A 24,411-nucleotide genomic window follows, 5' to 3' on the forward strand; every position below is an offset into this window, starting at 1 on the left:
TTTGATGTATATATTTATGATAAGAATCCCCCTAAATCCCCCTTTGTTAAAGGGGGACTTGTCGCGAATTGGATGGTGGCTTTGGATTCATGAAGTCCCCCTTTTCTAAAGAGGGGCTAGGGGAGATTCAAAAAAGAGAATAAAAAATGAAACCCTACAATAAAAATTTAAAACAAGCCTCGCGAGATTTACGCAATAACATGACCGACGCTGAAAAGTTGTTGTGGTCACGGCTTCGTAACAAGCAAATCTTGGGTTTACAGTTTTATAGGCAAAAGCCGATTTTGAATTACATTGTGGATTTTTACTGTCCTGCTGCCAATTTGGTGATTGAAAATAAATTTAAAATATACTTTCATCATTAACTCGAATTAGTAGGATTTTTTTTGCACCAAAATTTAATTCGTAGTTAAAGTTTTTAGGAATTTGATTATCTAAAGGAGTATCATGATTTATATCGATAACTTTTAGTAAATCATTAACCAATGATGAATTAGGAAGAGATTTTAAATTACTAATAATCCATCTAGAGATTGAATTATTAATGTGTATAGGGGTACCCACTTGTAAGTTATATAGTTGAACTAAAAAATTATGTAAACTAGTAGCTTCTAAGCATTCTTTTTCTGAAAATCCAACAAATTGACGTAATAAATGCGAGTTCAAAGAAGTTCGATTAACAAATAATTTTCCTGATCTTTGAGTATAAGTGATTGGTAAAGATAAATGTTCTGCACTTGCATAATATAGATCAAAGTCCCCAGATAAATCTTTATGGAAAAAACCAAATGAACCAATCGATTTTAGTTTAGCAGAATTTAATAAATCAGCAGGAGGGTTGAATTTGCCATAGCCTTTTATTAGTGGTAATTGATTTAATAAAAACCACTGCTCTAGGTTGGCTTTCCATTTATGAGTTTGAACATCGGATACTATTGTATTCTCATACTTTGCCTGTAAATAAGTTAATCTAGCTTCTCTTGAGTTAAATGAAATAAGAAGAAGATCGGATAACTCACATCTGGCAGAGGATCGAGCGTAAGTACCATTACCTGTGAATGTAACCTGATGATTAGTTCCGTGATGTTCTTCTATATATACATTTTTCTGAGTAGCATTTTTAAAAGACCAAAGTAGTGAGCGAAAAAGAGCAATTTCTCCCCCTTTGATCTTATTCAGATTATTGTTTTTTTTAAAATTAGAAACAATGTTAATAGCGAATTTGGTGCTGTTTATACTCATTTTTATCTTAAATTAAGTAAATTTTGCCTGATTCAGTTAAAGATCCCCTCATAAGAGGGGATTTTTCATATTCGATACGAATGGATTCTTCCCCTTTATCAAAGGTGAGAAGCATCGCTTCGCAAGGAGGGGGATTAAACCACAGAATCATCCAAATTCGGCGCTAACCAACGTTTCGCCTCATCTAACGTCCAACCTTTACGCTTCGCATAATCTTCCAACTGATCGCCAGAGATTTTACCCACGTTAAAGTATTCAGTTTCAGGGTTTGCATAGTAGAAACCACTGACTGATGAAGGTGGCCACATTGCAAAACTACTAGTTAAGTAAGTTCCGATCTTATCAGTCGTACCTAACCAATCAAACAGCGGCGCTTTTTCAGAATGTTCAGGACAAGCAGGGTAGCCCGGTGCAGGACGAATACCGACATATTTCTCTTTGATCAATTCTTCATTAGAAAGCTGTTCGTCTGCCTGGTAGCCCCAGAACTCTTTACGAATACGTTGGTGCAAGTGTTCTGCAAATGCTTCTGCAAAACGGTCGCCCAAAGCTTGAACCATAATCGCGTTATAGTCATCACCTTTGGCTTTGTATTCTTGAGAAAGTTCTTCCGCACCAAAGATCGACACGGTAAAACCACCCAAGTAATCCTGCGCCACATCTTTAGGGGCAATAAAGTCAGCCAAAGAGTAGTTTGCTTTACCTGTGACTTTGTCAGACTGCTGACGAAGGTGCTCAAAGCTGTGTGTTACATTGCCATTTGCATCAGTCACCGCAACGGTATCTGCTGCGACACGGTTTGCAGGGTAAATACTGAAGGTTGCACGCGCATCGAAACGTTTGTTTTCGATAATGTCTTTCAGCATTGCTTGTGCTTGTTCATACAAGTCACGCGCGGCTTCACCCACCACTTCATCTTCTAGGATTTTCGGGAATTTGCCCGCTAGACTCCAGGAAATAAAGAACGGTGTCCAGTCAAAATATTCCACCAAAGCTTCAAGCGGATAATTGGTAAAGGTTTCTGAACCAATGAAGTTTGGTTTAACCGGTGCATTCTTGTCGAAATCGATCTTGAAGCCGTTTTCGACTGACTCTTGATAAGACAATTTCGCCGCTTTCGGTTGCTTGTTCGCAAGACGGGTACGAATTTTTTCATAATCCGCTGCATAGTCAGCCAAAAGTTTTGGTTTCATTTCAGGAGAGAGCAACTGCGTTGCTACACCCACAGCACGCGAAGCATCCGCGGTATAAAGCACGCCATCATTATGATATTGCGGTGAGATTTTCACTGCGGTATGCGCTTTAGAAGTCGTCGCACCACCAATCATCAGTGGAATGTTAAAGCCTTTGCGCTGCATTTCTTTGGCAACAAAGACCATTTCATCCAGAGACGGCGTGATCAGACCAGACAAACCGATGATATCGACTTTTTCATCAATCGCAGTTTGCAGAATCTTCTCGCATGGCACCATCACGCCCAGATCCACGATGTCATAACCATTACAGCCTAATACTACGCCAACGATGTTTTTACCGATGTCGTGTACATCACCTTTCACCGTAGCCAGCAGGATTTTACCTTTAGCTTCAGCTTGGGTTTTCTCGGCCTCAATGAACGGGTTCAACCACGCTACAGCCTGTTTCATCACACGTGCAGATTTGACTACTTGTGGCAAGAACATTTTACCGGCACCGAACAGATCGCCGACTACGTTCATACCCGCCATCAATGGACCTTCAATCACATCCAGTGGACGTGTAGAGTTTAAACGAGCTTCTTCAGTATCCTGGTCGATATAAGTCGTGATGCCTTTTACCAATGCATATTCAAGCCGTTTTTCAACAGACTCATTACGCCATTCCAGATTTTCTTCGGCTTTTTGCGTACCACTTTGACCACGGTATTTTTCAGCAACCGCAAGTAGTTTTTCGGTTGCTTCCTGACCGCTTTCACCCTGGTTCTGGTTTAAAACAACATCTTCAACCGCTTCTTTCAATTCTTTATCGATGTCATCGTAAATCGCCATCTGACCGGCATTTACAATACCCATAGTCATGCCTTGCTGAATGGCATGGTACAGGAACACCGAGTGAATCGCTTCACGTACCGGTTCGTTACCACGGAACGAGAACGATACGTTCGACACACCACCAGAAATCATCGCATTTGGCAGGTTCTGTTTAATCCAGCCAGTCGCTTCAATAAAGTCCACGCCATAGTTGTTGTGTTCTTCAATACCGGTCGCAATCGCAAAGACGTTCGGGTCAAAGATAATATCTTCAGAGGGGAAGCCCACTTCATTCACCAGAACATCATATGAACGCTTACAGATTTCTTTTTTGCGCGCAGCTGTATCGGCCTGACCATCTTCATCAAATGCCATCACGATCACCGCAGCACCATATTGACGGCAGAGGCGGGCACGTTCGACAAACTCGTCATGACCTTCTTTCAGGGAAATCGAGTTCACCACGGCTTTACCTTGCACACATTTCAGGCCTGCTTCGATAATCTCCCATTTAGAAGAATCCAGCATGATTGGTACACGTGAAATATCCGGCTCAGAAGCAATCAGATTCAGGAAATGCACCATCGCACCTTGTGAATCGAGCATACCTTCATCCATGTTGATGTCAATGATTTGTGCACCGGCTTCAACCTGTTGACGGGCAACATCAAGCGCTTCGGCGAAGTTTTCTTCACGAATCAGACGCAGGAATTTTTTCGAACCGGTGACGTTGGTACGTTCACCCACGTTCACAAACAGTGAATCTTTGGTGATGTTAAATGGCTCTAAACCGCTTAAACGACACGCCGGTTCAATTTCAGGAATTTGACGAGGGGTAATGCCTGCAACAGCATTTGCAATCGCGCGGATATGATCCGGCGTAGTACCACAGCAACCACCGGTAATATTAATTAAGCCACTTTCAGCAAATTCTTTAATGAAGGCCGCAGTTTCTTCAGGTGTTTCATCATAACCACCAAAGGCATTTGGCAAGCCAGCGTTTGGATGTGCTGAAACAAAGGTATCGGCAACGTCAGACACGGTTTTCACGTGTGGGCGCATCGCATCTGCACCTAGGGCACAGTTAAAGCCGATAGATAACGGCTCTGCATGGCGCATCGAGTTCCAGAAGGCTTCAGCGGTTTGACCAGTCAATGTACGACCTGATGCATCCGTGATCGTACCTGAAATCATGATTGGCAGTTCATAGCCTAATTCTTTAAAGACTTCTTTTACTGCAAAGATGGCAGCTTTGGCATTTAAAGTATCGAACACAGTTTCGATCAGGATGATGTCTGCACCACCTTCGATCAAGGCCTTGGTCGATTCAATATAGTCAACTTTGAGTGCATCAAAAGTGATGTTACGGAACGCCGGATCATTCACGTTTGGAGAAATAGAAGTGGTACGCGATGTCGGACCAATCACACCGGCTACAAAGCGTGGTTTTTCAGGCGTTGAATATTTGGCACAGGCTTCTTTGGCCAGACGCGCTGCTTCACGGTTAATCTCGGGAACCAGATCTTCCATGTGGTAATCCGACATTGAAACGCGGGTACCGTTAAAGGTGTTGGTTTCAATAATGTCGGCGCCAGCTTCCAAGTAAGCTTCATGAATGCCTTGAATGATTTGTGGCTGAGTCAGCACCAGCAAATCATTATTACCTTTGAGATCATAGGCCCAGTCAGCAAAACGCTCACCACGATAATCGGCTTCTTCCAGTTTATGGCGCTGGATCATGGTACCCATCGCACCATCGATAATTAAAATTCTTTTGGCAAGAAGTTCTTTTAAAGTGGTAAGTGTAGACATTCAAACTTTCTCAGCAGAAATCAAAAAAAACGACGCTAATCTTAGCAGATTAGTTGGCTGATTTCTGCTGAGATTGCTCAGAATGATGGATAAGCATGATATGAAAATTTGATAAGTCATCTAGAAAAACAACAAGTTTTAACATGCGGATCAGAAAATAATGCAATCTCGAATCTGATTCGATGCCTTACAGACAAGAAACAGGATCAGAAAATTAAGCTGATGCTTTCATTCATGAAATTGTCATATTGATGGCTTATGCTGTGCAAATGAAACTTTTGCTCTGCTTGATGACAGGTAGGGCATGAATCGTTTTGGTAGCAAAATATGTGCGGTTGCTAAGCTTAAATAAGCTGGAATCCTCTCTTAAGTAATTGATATATAAAATCAAAATCTAGTATTTTAGTCGGAATTAAACAGGACGAATAGCAGCAAGAAAATCCAAATAATTGCTTCATATGACAGCAGTTTGTCATATAATTGTCACAATTTAACTGAACAATATGGGGATTCTTGAATCCTCTATTCCTGCTTGCATGAATCCTAATCAAACTCCCGTAGATTCAGCACACGGGTCGGCTTCCCAAAAGTCGACCAATGTTCATGTGCCAACACCGAAATTCTTTATGCCGGTGTTCCTGACTCTTATTATCACTACGCTGATTTATATCGGCTTCCAGTTGTCTGCAGATTTAGCGCATGTACCGGCCTTGGGCTTGTATTCAGTTATTTTGTTAGCGACGGCACTTTTTATTGCGTTGAGCTTTGAGTTCGTCAATGGCTTTCACGATACCGCCAATGCTGTGGCCACAGTCATTTATACCAATGCACTTTCAGCTCCTGTCGCAGTGATGTGGGCCGGCTTCTGTAATTTCCTTGGGGTTATGGTCGCCAGTGGTGCGGTCGCTTACGGCATTATTGCGTTATTGCCAGTCGAGCTGATCATGAATGTCGGCTCCGGAGCAGGTTTTGCCATGGTTTTTGCCATGCTGATCGCGGCAATTCTCTGGAATCTGGGAACCTGGTTCCTCGGTATTCCGGCATCCAGTTCACATACCCTGATCGGTTCGATTCTGGGTGTGGGCATCATGAACTATATTCTGAATGCCGGTACTGGCGCTTCAGGTATAGACATGGAGCAAGTCATGAAAGTCGGTAAGGCGCTATTATTCTCGCCTTTAATCGGTTTTGCATTTGCTGCAATTGTGTTCCTGCTGGTGAAAAAAATCTTCAAGCGTCAACTGGAATTGTTCCAGCCACCTGAAGGTAACAAGCCACCGCCACCATTGATTCGTGCCATGCTGATCTTTACCTGTACTGGGGTGAGTTTTGCCCATGGTTCAAATGACGGTCAAAAAGGTATGGGCCTGATCATGCTGATTCTGATCGGCTGTGTACCGTTGGCGTACTCGCTGAACAAGAATCTGGATGCACAACATATTCAATCTTTTGGTCAGTTATCTGCACAAACAGCGGATGTGATCTATCCAAATCATCAGGATATTCCGGATGAACAAGCCCGTGATGTCATTACCAAGTACATTCAGACCAAGGAAATTACCCCTGAAGTCGTGCCTGCATTGGCAAGCTTGACGGATCATCTGGGTGAGAAAGTCGGTAGCTATACCAGCATCAAGGATGTTCCTGAAGCTCAAGTATCTGAATTCCGTAATGACATGTATCTGAGCACTACAGCATTTAAGCGTCTGGATAAAGCAGAAGCTTTACCGGCAATGAGTGCTGCGCAGGAAAAAACAGTGGATGAATACCGTGACAATCTGGATTCATTCCTGCAATACATCCCGACCTGGGTAAAAGTGGCGACAGCCTTGGCACTCGGTCTGGGTACGATGGTCGGCTGGAAGCGTATTGTCGTGACTGTCGGTGAGCGTATTGGTAAACAGCATATGACTTATGGTCAGGGTATGTCTGCCGAACTTGTTGCGATGTCGACCATTGCGGCGGCAGATGGCTTTGGTATGCCGGTATCTACTACCCATGTATTGAACTCTGCAGTAGCAGGTACCATGGTGGCGAACAAGTCAGGTCTGAACTTCCAGATGGTGAAAACTATTCTGTCTGCTTGGATATTTACCTTGCCAGCAACGATCTGCCTGTCAGGCGGTTTGTATTGGGTACTGTTAAAAGTGTTCTAAGTTATTTAGACATAAAAAAAGCTGCTCTAGAGCAGCTTTTTTTATAGGTGATTTTTACCTCTCTCTGACCCTCACTTGCGCTTCGATTTAAAAGCGGTGCTTTAAAACTTGCTCAGGAGAGGGAATTACATTATTTATTCAAATAAAGCGAGTTTAATTTGAATAGTATTCATTTTATTAAAAAACGTTTCTTTAGATGCTTAATACTCATTTGAATCCATTGGGGAAGCTCCCTCTCCCTTTGGGAGATGAGAAGCACTGCTTCGCAAGGGTGAGGGGATAAACATTAAATAAAAGTTTATCTAACGTAGAAGAAGTCTCGAAAGAAGGAACTAAATTACTTCTTCAACTTACTTAATAATCCTTTTGGCAACTTCTCCGTTGCAAAACCATACAGCGCAGCAAAAGGCAATGCAGTACGCGCCAGATAAGCAACCCGCCACAAACCACCATGATTCGCGCCATGCATCATCAATTCAAGCGGATGGTTGAGTTTTACTTCAGGATTGGCCACCGATTCCGGATTACGCAGATCATGAATCCATAGTGCCGCCATAATCGCATTGGTGGTTTCAGGCGCGAAAGCTTCAACATCAAACAGGCTGGCACCGTTAAATGCGGCTTTTAATAGCGGATTCTTGGTCACGGAATAGGTGGTCGTCGAAGGCGCAATATTGATACTGACCCGTTGGCCTTGAGCGCGAGCCAAGGTGGCACGCCATTGCTGGATACGTTTTGCCAGCGCATAGTTCGGGCCTTGTTCAACTACTAGACAGTCACAAATGCCATATGCCTGATCACCAGACTGAATCAGTTCATGCGCATTTTTCTGGAAAAAATGTTTGCGGCTTAAAGTGGAAACACCTTTGGAGATGATTGCCTGTGCCTTGGAGCGTTCAGTATATTTTACTTTTGACGCTTCAATCACTTCACTCGGAACCGCATAAACATCGGTCGGCGTACACATGTACATCAGGCTGGTATTAGCTTTTTGCTGGCTGACATGCTGCATGATGGCATCCATCGCCATGGAGACCCGAACATGCTTTTCACCATCCAGATAGGCAATTGCAGCCAGATCCAGATCCTGCTCGAACTGTAATAACCATTTGGCAATTTCAGGAATCTGGGTCAGCAAATTCGCCCCCAGTTTTTCTTTTAAAATATCAAGTGAAGTATCAGTAGGCAGGTCTTCAGTACATGGCGCATACAGCGTGGCATTGCCTTGGTTGATGGTATCAACAATCTTGCCCCATACACGGGTATTCGGCAGATCAATCGCTACAATATTGGCTTTCCATTTCGCCAGCCAGGTCAGAGGACCGGCTTCAGATGCTGCACCAAACAGCACCGCCGTCCGATCTGACAAGTCAAACCATTCAGGATGTACCACACATTCACGCAGGGCATTGGCATGACTGGTTTCCACGATGCCTTGGCTTTCCCAGCGCTCAATCTGCTCCAATAAGGCATCACCTTGCAGCTTTTGACCGTGGTAAGGCACATACCATTCTGGTGCCGATTTGCTATTACCTGTCAGCTTGAAGGTATGCAACTGACCTGCGGGCAGAGTTAAAGCATCTTGTAATACATACTTTTGACCATCACGGTAAAATTCAAAAGTCTGATGGGCCTTTGCCAATCCATCTTCAGCAATTTTCAAGCTGGCTTCAGGAGAACTCAGTCCCTGTTCGACCAGTTGCTTAAAATGTACTGTGTAGTGTTTGCGCCAGTTTTTTTCTGATTGTGCCTGTTGAGAACTGTGTGAATCGACATTGGCTAAGGCTGCTGCGATGATCGCGCGTCCTGCTTTGGAGCTACTTGGTTTTTGTTGCGGAGACTGAAGAGGAAATTGAAGACCGTCTGGTGTAATGGACATGCAAAATATCTCGAGAATGACAGTAATTAATATACAGATGTATATATTATCGCTGCAAAATTCAGTCCAAGATTGGCATTAAGTGACATCATCACTTTCTAATATATTACGAGATGTTTCAAACGAATAAGAGAGCAGTAGCTCTCTTATCCATTTTCAGTAGAAATATGAGGCTTAACTCATATGTGGCTTTATTCCTTCAATATTTAAAAAACCTGATTAAAACGGAACCTGCATCAGTTTATTCAGGAAATGCGGAATCAGGCGTGGCTCCAGAATAATCGTCATGACCACCCCGTAAGCCGCTCCCCATAAATGCGCGCTGTGATTAATGTTGCTATTGCCTTTTTTGCCTGACCAGATGCTATAAGCTACATACAGCACAGCAAAAATAATGGCAGGAACCGGAATGAAGAACACAAAGATCAACTTCCAAGGTTCAAACAGAATATAGGCAAAAAGTACAGCCGAGACTGCACCGGAAGCGCCGAGACTGGCCCAGCGCGCATCATTTTTATGCTTCAGGTAACTTGGCAGAATCGCTGCGATCAGACCACCGAGGTAAAACAGGATAAAACCCAGGTCATACAGATATTGACGATAAAAGCTTTCAATCACGCTGCCGAAGAAGAACAGGGTAATCATGTTAAACAAGAGATGAGCTCCATCCGCATGGATAAAGCCATGCGTAATAAAGCGGTCATATTGTCCACGTTGCAGTGCCGGTGGCCAGAAAATCAGGCGATTCATCACCGTCTCTTTGGAGAAAGCAATAAATGACACAATACAGGTGATCAGAATAATGGTCACGGTATGATTAAAAGGTAAATCAAGCATATAAATGATTCTAAGGGTGCCTATTTGCCAATTATCATGCCATTAAAATTAAGCTAAAGTTGTACTTTTATAATAAATCCGACAATTTTAGTTGATTTTTAAAAATTACCCCGCATCTTCAGTTAAAATGGTCGCTTGAGCTTGAGGAAATTATTGTTATGTCGACTGAGAACAGCAGCACTCCAGTTGTTGGTGAAATTCCCAACTTATTGATTACACCAACAGCACAAGAGTATTTAAAGGATCTACTGGATAAACAGAACACCCCGGGTATTGGTGTGCGTGTTTTTGTAGAGCATCCAGGTACTCCTCGCGCTGAATGTTGCATGGCCTATAGTGCACCTGATGAAGTTGTACCGACAGATTATAAGCAGGAATATCCTGATTTCCCTGCTTTTATCGACTCGCCATCTATTCCGTATTTACTCGATGCCGTGATTGACTACAACAAAGACCGTTTTGGTGGTCAGTTGACCTTCCGTGCGCCGAACTCTAAAGTGCCACGCGTGGGGCCAGATGCATCGGTAGAAGAGCGTATTACCTATGTCTTGCAGTCTGAAATTAACCCGGGTCTGGCAGGCCATGGCGGTAACTGTGCACTGGTTGAAGTCAAAGAAGACCCTGAAAAAGGTTTAACCGCTGTACTTAAATTTGGTGGTGGTTGCCAGGGCTGTTCAGCGATTGATATCACCTTGAAACAAGGCGTAGAAACAACGCTAAAACAGCATATTCCTGAATTGATGAATGTCGTTGATGAAACGGATCATAGTCAGTCTGAAGGTGCGTATATGAAATAAGCTGTTCTATATAACAGTTCATTTATAGCATATAAAAAAACCTCGAACTTTCGAGGTTTTTTTATATCTGGCTTAAAATTTAGTAAATATTAATGATAATAATTATCAATAGCAATTGAATTTGAGTAGAAAGCTGTTACACTTCGCAACCGAATAAACATGATTTCTTCATAAATATTGGGGCGCGCAAGGTATGAATAAGCCATTCTTAAAAACCACTTTGGCATTTGCTGTAACTTCACTCATGACGGGTAATGCATTTGCAGTCGAAGCTGTTGTTCCACAGGCGGAAGCGACTAAATTGCAAACGATTGTGGTGACCGCAACAGGTTATGAGCAAGATTTGGCTAAAGCACCAGCTTCCATTACCGTGATTGATCGTGAAGAATTAGATAAACGTGAATATAACGACATTACTGATGTACTGCGTAATACGCCCGGGGTAGTGGTTTCAGGTGCAGGTTCTGCACAGACCATCAGTATTCGTGGTATGAGTTCAAACTATACTTTGTTTCTGGTCGATGGTAAGCGTCAGTACGGCAAGGATGTCAATCCGAATGGAGACGATGGAGGTTTTGAGAAAAATATTCTGCCACCTATTTCAGCAATTGAACGTATTGAAGTGATCCGTGGTCCAGCTTCTACACTTTATGGTACAGATGCCATGGGCGGTGTAGTGAATATTATTACCAAAAAAGTGTCGGATGAATGGTCTGGCAATGTTGAATTGGGAACCACGATTCAGGACAGTAGCCGTTCAGGTGATATTAAAAATGCTTCTGCATATCTTGCTGGTCCTTTAATTGCAGATAAGCTTGGTTTGCAACTGGCAGTCAATAAGCAGGAACGTAATGAAGACCGTTATGTTGGCGGTTTTCGTGGCACGGAACGTGAAAGCTTAAATTCACGCCTGACTTATGCCATTAATGATGATCATGATGTACAAGTTGAAGCTAATTTCGTGCAGCAGGAATCAACTACGTCTGTAGGGGAAACGGTAGCACCTGCTCAAGGTGCTGCAGATTCATTCTCGCGTAATTATCGTAATGTTTATTCCTTAACCCATAATGGCCGTTATAGCGATAACTTAGACAGTTCATCTTATATTCAATATGAAAATTCAAAAAATCCAGATCGTGGCAATACGGAACTCGGCACCAAAGGGATTACCCTGGATACTTGGACAGCGAACAGTCAATGGAACTTAGCCTTAGGTGATCATACGCTGTCATTCGGGGGATATCTTAAAGATGAAAAACTGGTCGATAAAGCGACTAACCGGAATCCTAATGCACCTGAATTTAGTGAATTAACACGTTGGTCTGCTGCCGCTTTCCTTGAAGACACCTGGAGTATTACGGATCGTTTCGACTTAACCGCCGGCTTACGTTATGATCATGATGAAAACTATAGTGGCCATTTATCGCCACGACTGTATGGGGTGTACGCGGTAAATGATAACTTTGTAGTAAAAGGTGGTGTGGCTACAGGTTATAAACAGCCTGATATTCGTGCAGCCACAGAAGGTTTCTATAGCGTCACGGGTGGCGGTGGTTCACCCTTAGCAACAGGCCGTGGCATTATTCGTTCCAATCCGGACTTGGAGCCTGAATCAAGCGTATCCACTGAATTAGGTTTCAACTGGAAAAATGATTATATCAATACATCGCTGACTGGCTTTATCACTAAATATGAAGATCGTATTACGGAAGTTCGTGCCTGTGAAACCGATACTGATGGCACCACAACAAACCGTAATAACTGGAAGAATTGGAAATGTTTCGAAGGGGATATTCCATTCTACTTTATTAGTGAACGGATTAATGTGGATGAAGCAGAAATTCGCGGTATAGAAGCAACCGTAGAAGCCAGTCTGAATGACTACACAACATTGACTGCAAACTATACCTATACCGATTCAGAGTTTAGATCGGGTGCTTTTAAAGGTCAGCCGCTGAACCAGATGCCGGAACACATGTTTAATATTGGTGTGGATTATGAGCTAAATGATGCACTCAATGTATGGAGCCGCTTGCACCAACGTTCTGAAACCTCTGCATACTTGAGCCGTACTTCGATAGCTCAGCCAAATCCAGGTTACCAATTTGTAGATGTCGGCTTTAACTATAAATTCAGTCCGAATTTGACTGGTAAATTTGGTGTCTATAACCTACTGGATGAAAAAGCTGAAGATATTGATGGTGATCAACTATTGGATGGCCGCCGTTACGGTATCAGCCTGAATGCAAAATTCTAAGCACACAAGAAAATAAAAAAGCCGCTATAAAGCGGCTTTTTTATTTAAATTTTAAGGATTTTTAAAGTATCTTCATGATAATAAAATTGTTCCAGATATTTGCGTGCGCGTTCACGTAAATGGCCTTGAGAAACCATCTGCTGGATTACCGGGCTGAGCAGTTGCTGTAATTCATTCTGAATTAGCGCTTCATCAATATTCAGGTCACGTAATAACTGATCAAAAGTATGTTCCTGATTGCGGACATACCAGGTATGAATTCCGTCATGCACTTGCTGCTGCAGATAGTCCGTCTGGCGTATGTGATCCCAGATGTCATGACCTAAGCCGACTGTCTGATTCAGGTCCTGCAGCTCAATATAATTCTTCAAGACCGATACTGGCATGTCTTTGATTTTATGCCAGAGATTGGCCTGAAAATGATAGAGTTTCTCGTCGTCAAAATGCTGGTTCAGCACATGCTCACTCATCTGGCTGAGCTTTAGAATATTTTTTTGCAGATAACGCGCAATGGTGCTATCGAGGTTGGTATCGGTGACATTTTCCAGTACCGATTTGCCCATTTTCATAAAGCGGGAAACCCCGGGTACGCTTTTGGCAATCATGGAGTTATCCAGATAATCCTGAATGGAATGCTGGATCAATTGGGTAATCATGGCTGAAAATGCCGGATTATTCACGACGGTTTTAATCAGACGCTGACGATGGCCACTTTTGCTGGCCACATACTGGGCGATTTTATCGACGGTCAGGACTGGAATCAGATCGGCAATCGTGGTGGTATCATTGGCCGGATGCACCAATGCAAAACGGATATGCTCGGCAATCTGTTCAATCAGAAAGCTGCTGGCTACAGTACCCAGAATCTGTTTTTGTAAAAGCTGATTGATCAGTTCACAGCTCCACAGCTCTTTCAGAGTCTGTTTACGCAACCACAAATAAAATGCATGAAACTCGCTTTGAATCGTTTCAGATTGAGAAAATGCCTGATCGAGAAAATCAAGTTGAGCATCGATCAACTGCTCAATCATCGGGTGTTTCTGCATAGCATCTCTGAAACTTAATTTAAAGGAATGAGTTTATCAGCAAGCGGGTTTTTTAGGGTCTGCGTCTTGGCCAGAAAAGGTAAATAATGTTGTGCAACCTGTTTTTCTGCTTCAAGAATCGGCATATGCCCGACATTATTTAAAATCACAGGTTTTTCGGCACGTTTCAGAAGGGCATGTAGTTCTTTGACCACTTCGACATTAATGATCCGATCCTGTCTGCCCCATAAAATCAAGGTGGGTGCTTCAACCGTGCGCGTCAGGCGGGCAAAGGTTTCCGGTGTATAAATCCGGTTTAGCATCACCACCTGATCAATCGATTTGCTGGTTTGTTCAGCGCGTGAAATCAGCAGTTTTTCCTGTGCATGTCGTAGCTGATAAGGAATCACCGGCGGGTTCTGCATCAGCTGTTTGGAAACATCTTGCAGATCACCGGGTTTGCTGACGATCAGATCTTTTAAGGCTTGTGGGTCTTTGGTATAGGGCGTATTCCCCATTTTGTAAAGACCAGCACTATTGATTAAAAAAAGACTTTGCGTATCGAAAGGATATTGTGAAGCATACACCGTAGCAATCGATCCACCCAGAGAGTGGCCGGCAATGTGTAAATTTTCGTCCACATTTAAGGTTTCAAGGAACAAACGCAGTTGAGAGGTCACATTGGGCACAGAAACATCAAAATTGTCCGGAACTTTGGTGTCGCCGTTGCTTGGCAGATCCGGAATAATGACATGATAATAGGGCGTCAGAAACTGGGCGACCCGGTTCCAGTTGTCGCGCGTGCCGGCCAGACCATGAATCAGTAGAATGGATGGTTTGTTCTTGGCACCGCCTTCGCTATAACTCCAGGTGACCTCGCCAATTTTGAGGGTCTTGGATTTGAGACCGGCAAGGCTGCGTTCCTGCAACAGATGCTGCTGCAAGACTTTGGCAGATGTTTCATTTTTCTGGCTAAACAGTATTTGAGCATGTGTCAGGCCCGGTAATGCCATGCTTAAGGCAACTACGGCTGAACAGATCATTTTCGAGCGCAATTTTATTATTTTCTTCATTGGCCATTCCCCAAAACAAACCCAGTGAGCAAATTGCTCAATCAAAATACTTCCATGTTATAAATTTGCAATTTTCATTCAAATAAAAACATTATTCTTCACTCTATTTTAAATCAATCTTTGCGCTTGTCACCCATTAGTTTTTTGTTGAATTACATTAAATGACTGGAAAATGTGATGTATTGCGCATAAATTACCTGCAGAAATGAAATTAGATAAATGCTAAAAATTTAATCAGCTAAGATTTTTTGCAAGTGACATTCAAAAAAACTGGCAGTAAGATATTGCAACTAAAACCATCGGTGATAGAAAAGAATGCTCACAGCTCAAGAAGCTTTAGAACGTCTTAGACAGGGTAACCAACGTTTTGTCAGTGGCGATACCACGCATCCAAAACAACTTAGCCACCAACAGCGCGCAGAAATGGCAGAGGATCAGAATCCGTTTGCGATTGTCTTGGGATGTTCAGATTCGCGCGTTCCAGCCGAAATGGTTTTTGATCAGGGTCTCGGCGATCTTTTTGTGATTCGTGTTGCAGGTAATATTGTTGCACCCTCACAGGTCGGCAGTGTTGAATTTGCCGCGGCACGTTATGATTGCGCGATTGTGGTGGTGTTAGGTCACAGTCACTGTGGTGCGATTAAAGCGACTATTGATACCTTGATGTGCCCGGATTGCCCGCCATCGGCAAACCTGATGTCGATTGTGAACCGCGTACGTCCTTCAGTTGAAACCTTAATGCAAACTGAACTGAAAAACGACTTGGCAAAATTATCCAAGCATGCGGTACGTTCCAATGTATTTGCTTCGGTGAATCAGTTGCGTCATGGTTCAGCCGTTCTGGAAAACCTGATTGGACAAGGAAAATTAAAAGTCGTCGGTGCTGAATATTCACTGGAAACTGGTGAAGTGACATTCTTCGATTTCTAATCACGATTCATCTAAATACATTCTAAAATAAGTTAAAGGCGCTTTATAAAGCGCCTTTAATATATGGATAAGCATTATTTAACAGAATCGTCTGTGCTTTGGCATTTGGATGAATCAGATCCTTTTGCATCAGGGTTTTATTACCGGCGACACCTTGCATAAAGAAAGGCAATAATTCCACCTTATATTGCTGACTGACCACTTTATAATTATTTTCAAACGCCTTGCTATAGGCCTGCCCGTAATTAGGCGGCATCTTTATGCCAAATACAATGACCTTGGCCTTGGCTTTCTGGCTCTGCTGAATCAGGCTGGCTAAATTTTTTTGAATCATTTGCGGTGGTTGTCCACGCAAGCCATCATTGCCACCTAACTCAATCACCACAAGGTCTGGACGATGCGTCTGTAACAGTTTAGGTAGTCTGGCCAGTGCTCCGCTGGTGGTTTCGCCACTGACACTTGCATTGACCACTTTATGCTGTTTCGGATACTGTTGCTCTAAACGCTTTTGTAATAAATGTACCCAACCCTGCTGGGGCTGGATACCATAACCTGCACTTAAACTATCACCTAAAATCATAATTGTCTTTGCTGAGACCCCGAGTGGTATCAGGCACAGACTGAGCAAAAAAAAGTAAGGCAATAGCCGAGTTTTCTGATTAAGATCTTTCATATAGGACACGTATGATTCAAAGCAGCAACGATTCGACCATCATGCCACAGGCTATTATTTCTGCCCAGAAATTGACACAAAAGATACAACTTTCACAAAAACAGCTCACCATTTTTGAGGATCTTGATCTGGATATTCAGGCCGGAGAACAAGTGGCAATTACCGGTCGTTCCGGTTCCGGAAAATCCACATTACTGGGTATTCTGGCGACACTGGATCAGGCGAGTTCAGGTCAGCTTATGGTTTGTGGCGAATCGGTCTCTAGCTTGGATGAAGAACAACGTGCACTGGTACGTTTAAGAAATATCGGGTTTGTCTTTCAGTCTTTTCAGCTCTTACCGCACCTGACTGCACTTGAAAATGTAATGCTGCCACTGCGCCTGCAGCCCGGCTTTAAATATGCAGAAGCCGAGCAAAAAGCCTTGGCTCTGTTGCATAAAGTGGGTCTGGATCGACAGGCGCAGCAAACGCCAAAAGTCCTATCTGGCGGTGAACAACAGCGTGTAGCCATCGCTCGTGCACTGGTCAGTGAACCAAAAATCATTTTTGCCGATGAACCTACAGGCAATCTCGATGGTGAAACGGCCAAAGAAATTGAACAATTGCTGTTTCAACTGAACCGGGAACTGGGGACGACTTTGGTGCTGGTCACGCATGACCGCAAACTGGCGCAGCAGTGTCAGCGACATTTTGAACTGCTGAATGGCGAGCTGATTGAACATCCGAGTGGAGGATGAAATGAATCCATTATTTCGTCCCTTACTGACGCAAAGCTTTAAAACCACCGGAATTTATCTGCTGATTATTGCCTTAACGCTGGCGATCAGTGCGACTACTGCACTCAAGTTTAGTAACGAGCAGATCCAAAATGCAGTCGCCTTGCAGGCAGCAGAAATGCTGGCCGGTGATCTAGTGCTTTCAGATAATGAGCCTTTGCCGGAGCAGTGGCGCGATCAGGCCAAGCAGCTGGATTTAAAGCAGTCAGAAGTCACTTTCTTTAGCAGTATGGCCTATACCGATGCGCAGTTTGTCATGGTCAATGTCAAAGCCATTGATCAGGCTTTTCCTTTGCGTGGCGAACTGCGGGTGCAACCGGCAAAAAAGTCGATTCAATCTGGTGAAATCTGGCTCAGTCCACGAGCCATGGGTTTGCTCAAAGTCAAATTGGGGGATCAGCTCAATATTGCCGATGCGGCGTTTAAAGTCACCGCGAAGATTGAACAGGACTCCAATCAGGAACTTGGATTTTCCGGATTTTCACCAACGGTGATTATTTCCCAAGCAGATGTGGCACGAACCAATGCCATTCAGGTGGGGAGTCGGATTGAATATCGCTTACTCATGGCTGGCCGTCCAGACGATACCCAACAATATGAAGCCTTATTCAAGCAGCAGGTCAAGTCAGCAAACGGCTCGGCTGAAACGCCAGCGGAAGTACAAGGACAGGAGTTTGAGGAGCAAAGCAGTCTCAGGTTACGCAATGCCAGTGAAGGCAATACCCGCTTGATGAAGCCGATTGCCAATCTGGACACTTTCCTGCAACTGGCCAATATTCTGACCATTCTATTATGCGGGATTGCCATAGCCTTAACCGCGCAGCGTTATGTGCAGCAGAATCAGGATCATATTGCCTTAATGCGTTGTATTGGCGCCACCAAGCAGCAGATTCTATCGGCTTATCTGGCTTTACTCGGGATGGTACTGTTAATTGCCATGCTGATTGGTACCGTGGTCGGGATCAGTCTGGGTTATGGCCTGTTACAGTTGATGTTGCAGCTGATTCCGAATTTGCAGATTGAGTTTTCCGCTATCGCAATGTTGCTCGGCCCATTGCCGGTCGCGATGCTGACCAGTGCTGTAGTGTTACTCGGTTTTGTGATGCCAAGCTTATTGCAACTGCTGAATACGCCACCGATTCGGGTCATTCGCCAGCAGGAAAAATCAGTACAATCCATGCTGTGGATGCTGCTGACCGGAACGCTCAGCCTGATTATCTTTAGTGTGATTTTGACTGAAAACTTGCTGCTGACCGCCTGGGTGATTGGCGCGATTATTGTATTATGTGCAGTGCTGTATCTGACGGTATGGGGGGTGTTGAAACTGCTACGTAATATGAAGCTGAATCTGTCAGCCTATGTACGCACACCTTCTCAGACTGCTTTGCAGATTACGGCTTTAGCCTTGGGCTTGAGCCTGATTACAGTATTGGCAGTCTTGCGTACCGATCTGCTGGAGCGCTGGCAGCAACAGTTACCGGAAGGTACACCGAACCAGTTCGTTTACGGTTTACCGCCTTTTGATATGCCAGACCTGAAAGCTCAACTTGAGCAGAATGGCTGGAAAAGCACGCCACTGTATCCAAATGTCCGTGGGCGTCTGGTCGCCAAAAATGATCAGCCTTTTGCCGAGGAACTGGTGAAAAGCAGCAATACCTTAAGACGTGAACTGAATCTGACCCAGTCAAATAGCTATCCACAAGATAATGTGATTGTCAGTGGTGACGCGGTATTAAAACAAGTCGGCACCGTATCGGTCGAAGCCAATACTGCGGAAGAGCTAGGGATCAAGATCGGAGATAAACTCAGTTTCAGTCTGCCAGAAGGGATACTGGAAGCTAAAGTCGTTAATCTAAGAACCGTCGAATGGGAAAGTTTTAGCCCGAATTTCTTCTTTATCTTTGCACCGAATAGCATGGATGCCAATGTCGGCAGTTATCTGGGCAGTTTTTATGTCCCGGAAACAGATAAAGGCAAACTGGTCCCTGTGATCCAGCAATTTTCCAACACGGTCTTTATTGATGTCAGCCTGATTCTGGAAGAGATCAAACGCATTGTGAATGTGCTGGTGCAAATCGTGACGATTCTGGCGGTACTGGTCAGCATTTCCGGTTTTCTGGTGCTGATGGCCTGTCTGAACCTGTTGATGGATGAACGCAAACGTGAAGTGGCTTTGCTACGATCATTCGGTAGTTCCAAGCAGAAACTGAAAACCATGATGAGTCTGGAAATTGGTTTTATTGGGCTGTTTGCCGGAATAGTTTCCTGCCTGTTTGCCGAAGTGATCAGTGCGATTGCCAGTTATAAAATGGATTTAATGATTCAGCCGCATTGGGAAATCTGGATTATCCTGCCGATCTTTATGACCTCTTTATGTGCGCTGATTGGCCGTTATCGCCTGAGTTATCTGTCAGAGATTCCACCCTTACAAAGTTTGCGTGAGATGAATCAATAAGATTCATCTCCGTGATTTTTAAACTGGCTGAGAGTTAAAGTTTTAGTTGCTGTTGCATCATTTCCAGAATCTCTTGCCACAGTGGGCGAATGGGTTCGAGTAAGGCCAAGTTATGTTGATAAAGCAGCACACAAAGGCCGAACCCGACAATCAAGGCAATCAGATTGAACAGGTGGCTACGCTGCATTTTTTGCCCGATGTACCAGAGCAAGGTGAGAAAAGCCCCCATCAGCATGCCGCCAATATGTGCGGCATTGTTGATTCCACTGATCATAAAGCCCAGCGCGAGGTTTAGACCCATCACCATCACCAGGGTTTTTTTATCCAGAATAAAACGTTGCTGTGGCAGCATTGGCAATAAAGCCAGCACCGTGAGTGAAGCACCGAGTCCCATCACGGCACCAGATGCGCCGGCACTGACCGCAGGCAATAAATCAGGATTGGCCACACCGCCTTCGATCAGGCTATAGCTGTCTTGAATATTCATATAGCCACTGAGCAGGCTGCCCATTAATCCGGCACACACATACAGGCCAATAAAATACATCCGGCCAAACAGCTGTTCGGCAACACTACCAAAAATATACAAGGCCCACATATTCAACATCAGGTGAATCAGGCCAAAATGAAAAAACATGCTGCTAAACAAGCGCATGGGTTCCGCTAAATAGGTTAAAGGTGCATAATCGGCACCCCAGAGAATAGCGTCTCGGGTACTCGGCTGGCTAACATCCATGCCATGCATGGCTTGCCAGCCAAATAATCCAACATTGATCCCGATTAAAATGGCGGTGATCCACCAGAGATGCATTTCAAGTTTGCGATGTTCGACAGGGGGAGAGTATTCAGACATGCTATTTTTTTGCTGTGATTGTATATTTCGAATAAGCTTAACACGAAAAATTAAATTTTCAGGAGTAACGCACTGACATGAAAGCCTTTCTGATCCGCACGATGCTCGTCATCGTCAGTGTGATTCTGCTGGTTCAATTGTGGATCTTTGCCAGTCTGGCCTGGTGGCGAACCAATCCGGTGAACACCACCATGATGATGCGGATTGATTACTGGACAGAACCTTCCAAAGCGATTCAGCATCAGTGGCGTCCCTATGACGAAATCAGCCTGAATCTGAAACGTGCCATCGTCACTGCGGAAGATGGAAAATTTATTCATCACCATGGTTTTGACTGGGACGGAATTCAAACTGCGCTGAATAAAAACAGAAATCAGGGCCGTGTAGTGGCCGGTGGTTCGACAATCTCCCAGCAATTGGCGAAAAACCTGTTCCTCGTCAACAAGCGTTCCTTTGTGCGTAAAGGTCAGGAAGCAGTCGCGACCTGGATGATGGAGCGCATGTGGTCGAAAGAACGGATTCTGGAAGTCTATTTAAACTCGATCGAGTTCGGGGACAATATTTACGGCGTTGAAGCAGCGGCCAAACATTATTTCGGTAAAACCGCACAAAGCCTGACCCGCGATCAAGCCATCTTTCTGGCTGCCATTTTGACCAATCCGAAATATTTCCAAGATCATCGCAATTCCTCTGCATTAAATGCTCGTAAGCGGATGATTCAGCGCTATATGCGTTATGCAGAATTACCTTAATTGATGATTTGAAGAGAAAGCCCAATTATTTGGGCTTTTTTTATGAAATTGTCATCAATTTGAAGCATACTTGGAGGGATAAGCACAATTTTAAATCCGCATAGGTTTGATATGAATACGGCAGCCAGCACAACTTCAGCACAGCCCGAATATACATATAATGATCGTTATATTAATCGTGAACTGTCTATCCTAGACTTCCATTTACGTGTCCTGGAACAGGCTGTCGATCCTTTACATCCATTGCTCGAACGCATGAATTTCCTGTTGATTTTCTCGCGTAATCTGGATGAGTTTTTTGAAATCCGGGTCGCCGGGATGATGGAACAGCTGGATCTGGACAATGAAAGCCGGAGCCCGGATGGCTTGACTCCAAAGCAGGTTTTAGAACAGATTTCTAAAACGGCACATGCCGCCATTGAACGCCAGTACCGTATTTTAAATGAAGAAATTTTGCCAAAACTGCGTGAGGAAGATATTTGCTTCTTGCGCCGTGGTGAGCTGACTCCGGCACAATCTGCCTGGATTAAAAAATACTTTCAGGAGCAGGTTGCGCCGGTTCTCACTCCGATCAGTCTGGACCCTGCACATCCATTCCCGCGACTGGTGAATAAATCACTGAACTTTATTGTCACGCTGGAAGGGAAAGATGCCTTTGGCCGTCAGATTGATCTGGCTGTGGTACCTGCACCGCGTTCTCTGCCACGCGTGGTGCGTTTACCGGATGAACTGACCGATGGAAAAGAACATCATGTGATGCTGTCGGCGATTATTCATGAGCATGTTTCTGACCTGTTCCCGGGGATGACAGCGACTGGCTGTTATCAGTTCCGTGTTACCCGAAATGCCGATTTGGCCTTGAATGAAGATGTTGAAGATCTGGCCAAGGCACTCAAAGGCGAACTCAGTTCACGCCGTTTTGGCCGCGCCGTGCGTCTGGAAGTGACAGAAAATTGTCCGCAGCATATTTATGAATATCTGCTGAATGAATTTGATCTGGACGACGAGCAGCTTTATAAAGTCGCGGGCCCGGTCAATCTGGCACGTTTGCTATCTAACTTTAAACGTCCGCATTTACGTTATGACTCGCATACTCCCATCATTCCTAAAGTACTGAAAAAATCTGAAAATATTTTTAGTGCAATGCAGAAGCAGGATATTCTGCTGCATCATCCCTTTGAATCTTTTGCGCCGGTGATTTCATTATTACGTGAAGCGGCACGCGATCCGCAAGTGCTGGCGATCAAGCAGACCTTGTACCGCAGTGGGCCAGATTCTGAAATTGTCCAAGTGCTGGCTGAAGCTGCCCGCAATGGCAAGGAAGTCACGGCAGTGATTGAATTGCGTGCGCGTTTCGATGAAGAATCCAATATTGCGGTGGCCAATGTCCTGCAAGAAGCCGGTGCGGTCGTGGTCTACGGCATTGTCGGTTACAAGACTCACGCCAAGATGATTCTGGTGGTGCGTCGGGAAAATAACAAACTGGTGCGCTATGTTCATCTGGGCACCGGTAATTATCATGCCGGCAATGCGCGAATCTATACCGATTATGGTCTGTTAACGACGGATAAGGATCTGTGTGAAGATGTGCATCGTATTTTTCAGGAATTGACCGGTATGGGGAAAATGGCCAAGCTGAAAAAGCTGCTGCACGCGCCGTTTACCTTACATGCCCAGTTACTGAACTATATCGATAATGAAATTGCCTTTGCCCAGGCAGGTAAGCCGGCGCAGATTATTGTCAAAGTCAATGCGCTGACCGAAATGCAATTGATTAACAAACTCTATGAAGCCTCTCAGGCCGGAGTACAGATTGACCTGATTATTCGGTCGATTTGCAGTTTGCGTCCGGGTTTGCCGGGTCTGTCGGAAAATATCCGGGTGCGTTCAATTGTCGGACGTTTCCTGGAACATACCCGCGTGTATTATTTCAGCAATAATGGAAATTCACGTATTTATTGTTCAAGTGCAGACTGGATGGATCGTAACCTGTTTAATCGGGTCGAGGCCTGTTTCCCGGTCGAAGATGAAGCCTTGAAAAAACGCATCTATCAACAAGGTCTGTTGAATTACCTGAAAGACAACCAGCAATCCTGGTTATTGCAAGGTGATGGTACCTGGCTGCGGGCACAGCCAAAAGAAGGTGAAAAACCACATAATGCACAACGTATTCTGTTAGAGCTGTTTAAATAAGTTTAAGTATTTAAAGAGGCTGAATATTCAGCCTCTTTTTTATTTCGAACATACAATTGAACTGTTTAAGCTGAGTCTGATCAGTTTTCGATAGATGTATTTGACCCGGCTATACATCTGATAATCTTTCATCTGAAGCTGGTTTTGTCGTTCGGTTTGCGATTTATGCTGACTCATTACTTTTAATAACTGTAATTCAGCGAAGTTGAGACAGGCTTTAACGCTGGGCTGGTGCAGGAGATAGTCTGCCAATTCAGTATGAATGTAGGCTCCACCGCGCAAGACAGTTTTTAGACTATCAGCGAACTGGGGTAATGAATCATGATGCTGCATATAGCTATCTGCGCCGGACAGCAAGGCTGAATAGATCAGTGCTGTGGAATGAGTATTGAGTATGGCAATAACGGGCGTATCTAGGCTTTGCTGTTTCAGCGGACGGATCACACTGATCTCTGAAGTTGTTGCTGCATGATAAAGAATCAGGTTGGGCAGATGTTCAGTAATCATGGATTGTGCGGACAGCATATTGTCCGCATACAGCAGCATATCTGGCTGATAGCCGAGTTGCTGTAGCACGGTCTGGATTTTTGACAGGTCGAGTCCAGTCGGTGAACGAATCACTAAAACCGGTGCAGGCAAAAGGCTAGCCAATAAAACGCGATCCTGTAGATGCGATAGAGAGCTATACTGTG

At 44.2% G+C, this 24,411-nt stretch carries 17 protein-coding genes and 1 pseudogene; 9 read left to right on the top strand and 9 right to left on the bottom strand.

The features are described 5' to 3' along the window. Positions 1 to 146 precede the first annotated feature (146 nt). A pseudogene (locus BFN00_RS04325) lies at positions 147 to 335 on the top strand (endonuclease domain-containing protein); the annotation flags it as partial. A 7-nt stretch (positions 336 to 342) separates the two neighbouring features. Here the strand turns inward: BFN00_RS04325 and BFN00_RS04330 are convergent. Further along, entirely contained in the window at positions 343 to 1,242 is a 900-nt protein-coding gene (locus BFN00_RS04330) for a hypothetical protein (RefSeq protein WP_044112858.1), read from the bottom strand. A 134-nt stretch (positions 1,243 to 1,376) separates the two neighbouring features. Continuing rightward, positions 1,377 to 5,063: a methionine synthase gene (metH, locus tag BFN00_RS04335; protein WP_044111640.1), complete on the bottom strand. Its 3,687-nt coding sequence runs from the start codon at positions 5,061 to 5,063 to the stop codon at positions 1,377 to 1,379. Between the two features lie 536 nt (positions 5,064 to 5,599). Between metH and BFN00_RS04340 the strand changes: the two genes are divergently transcribed. Continuing rightward, the gene (locus BFN00_RS04340) at positions 5,600 to 7,219 is read left to right on the top strand and encodes an inorganic phosphate transporter (protein ID WP_044111639.1); all 1,620 of its coding nucleotides are present in this window, start codon (positions 5,600 to 5,602) and stop codon (positions 7,217 to 7,219) included. 337 nt (positions 7,220 to 7,556) lie between these two features. On the opposite strand, the gene BFN00_RS04345 is transcribed toward BFN00_RS04340, so the two are convergent. Together BFN00_RS04345 and BFN00_RS04350 are read right to left on the bottom strand one after the other, a co-directional pair. Further along, the gene (locus tag BFN00_RS04345) at positions 7,557 to 9,098 is read right to left on the bottom strand and encodes a hypothetical protein (RefSeq protein ID WP_044111638.1); all 1,542 of its coding nucleotides are present in this window, start codon (positions 9,096 to 9,098) and stop codon (positions 7,557 to 7,559) included. 219 nt (positions 9,099 to 9,317) lie between these two features. Beyond that, positions 9,318 to 9,935, bottom strand: coding sequence for a rhomboid family intramembrane serine protease (locus tag BFN00_RS04350; RefSeq protein WP_004646259.1), 618 nt, complete (start codon positions 9,933 to 9,935; stop codon positions 9,318 to 9,320). A 158-nt stretch (positions 9,936 to 10,093) separates the two neighbouring features. Between BFN00_RS04350 and nfuA the strand changes: the two genes are divergently transcribed. Both nfuA and BFN00_RS04360 read left to right on the top strand, forming a co-directional pair. Then, a complete protein-coding gene (gene nfuA / locus BFN00_RS04355) occupies positions 10,094 to 10,732 on the top strand; it encodes a Fe-S biogenesis protein NfuA (protein WP_044111637.1) in 639 nt (212 codons plus the stop codon). A 193-nt stretch (positions 10,733 to 10,925) separates the two neighbouring features. Further along, entirely contained in the window at positions 10,926 to 12,989 is a 2,064-nt protein-coding gene (locus BFN00_RS04360; RefSeq protein ID WP_044111636.1) for a TonB-dependent receptor domain-containing protein, read from the top strand. Positions 12,990 to 13,033: 44 nt separating this feature from the next. Here BFN00_RS04360 and BFN00_RS04365 read toward each other — a convergent pair whose 3' ends face one another. Together BFN00_RS04365 and BFN00_RS04370 are read right to left on the bottom strand one after the other, a co-directional pair. Then, positions 13,034 to 14,035: a hypothetical protein gene (locus BFN00_RS04365; protein WP_044111634.1), complete on the bottom strand. Its 1,002-nt coding sequence runs from the start codon at positions 14,033 to 14,035 to the stop codon at positions 13,034 to 13,036. A gap of 14 nt (positions 14,036 to 14,049) precedes the next feature. After that, the gene (locus tag BFN00_RS04370; RefSeq protein ID WP_044111633.1) at positions 14,050 to 15,087 is read right to left on the bottom strand and encodes an alpha/beta fold hydrolase; all 1,038 of its coding nucleotides are present in this window, start codon (positions 15,085 to 15,087) and stop codon (positions 14,050 to 14,052) included. A gap of 315 nt (positions 15,088 to 15,402) precedes the next feature. On the opposite strand from BFN00_RS04370, the gene BFN00_RS04375 reads away from it, so the two are divergent. Then, entirely contained in the window at positions 15,403 to 16,017 is a 615-nt protein-coding gene (locus BFN00_RS04375) for a carbonic anhydrase (RefSeq protein WP_004646264.1), read from the top strand. 43 nt (positions 16,018 to 16,060) lie between these two features. Here BFN00_RS04375 and BFN00_RS04380 read toward each other — a convergent pair whose 3' ends face one another. Next, on the bottom strand, positions 16,061 to 16,690 hold the full coding sequence (locus BFN00_RS04380) for an arylesterase (protein WP_071850575.1): 630 nt from the start codon (positions 16,688 to 16,690) through the stop codon (positions 16,061 to 16,063). A gap of 11 nt (positions 16,691 to 16,701) precedes the next feature. Between BFN00_RS04380 and BFN00_RS04385 the strand changes: the two genes are divergently transcribed. Continuing rightward, a complete protein-coding gene (locus BFN00_RS04385; RefSeq protein WP_005246978.1) occupies positions 16,702 to 17,427 on the top strand; it encodes an ABC transporter ATP-binding protein in 726 nt (241 codons plus the stop codon). Between the two features lies 1 nt (position 17,428). Further along, complete coding sequence (locus tag BFN00_RS04390; RefSeq protein ID WP_071850576.1) at positions 17,429 to 19,921, top strand: ABC transporter permease; 2,493 nt, start codon at positions 17,429 to 17,431, stop codon at positions 19,919 to 19,921. 34 nt (positions 19,922 to 19,955) lie between these two features. Here BFN00_RS04390 and BFN00_RS04395 read toward each other — a convergent pair whose 3' ends face one another. Continuing rightward, positions 19,956 to 20,774 carry a rhomboid family intramembrane serine protease gene (locus BFN00_RS04395; protein WP_005262372.1) on the bottom strand — a complete coding sequence of 273 codons (819 nt, stop codon included), beginning with the start codon at positions 20,772 to 20,774 and terminating at the stop codon, positions 19,956 to 19,958. 77 nt (positions 20,775 to 20,851) lie between these two features. Here BFN00_RS04395 and mtgA point away from each other — a divergent pair, with 77 nt between their 5' ends. Continuing rightward, on the top strand, positions 20,852 to 21,526 hold the full coding sequence (gene mtgA / locus BFN00_RS04400) for a monofunctional biosynthetic peptidoglycan transglycosylase (protein ID WP_004279409.1): 675 nt from the start codon (positions 20,852 to 20,854) through the stop codon (positions 21,524 to 21,526). 111 nt (positions 21,527 to 21,637) lie between these two features. After that, the gene (gene ppk1 / locus BFN00_RS04405; RefSeq protein WP_044111624.1) at positions 21,638 to 23,719 is read left to right on the top strand and encodes a polyphosphate kinase 1; all 2,082 of its coding nucleotides are present in this window, start codon (positions 21,638 to 21,640) and stop codon (positions 23,717 to 23,719) included. A 39-nt stretch (positions 23,720 to 23,758) separates the two neighbouring features. On the opposite strand, the gene BFN00_RS04410 is transcribed toward ppk1, so the two are convergent. Further along, positions 23,759 to 24,370: a response regulator gene (locus BFN00_RS04410; RefSeq protein WP_071850577.1), complete on the bottom strand. Its 612-nt coding sequence runs from the start codon at positions 24,368 to 24,370 to the stop codon at positions 23,759 to 23,761. Positions 24,371 to 24,411: the final 41 nt, after the last annotated feature.

This window comes from Acinetobacter sp. AR2-3 (assembly GCF_001878775.1).
Taxonomy (GTDB): domain Bacteria; phylum Pseudomonadota; class Gammaproteobacteria; order Pseudomonadales; family Moraxellaceae; genus Acinetobacter; species Acinetobacter lwoffii_D.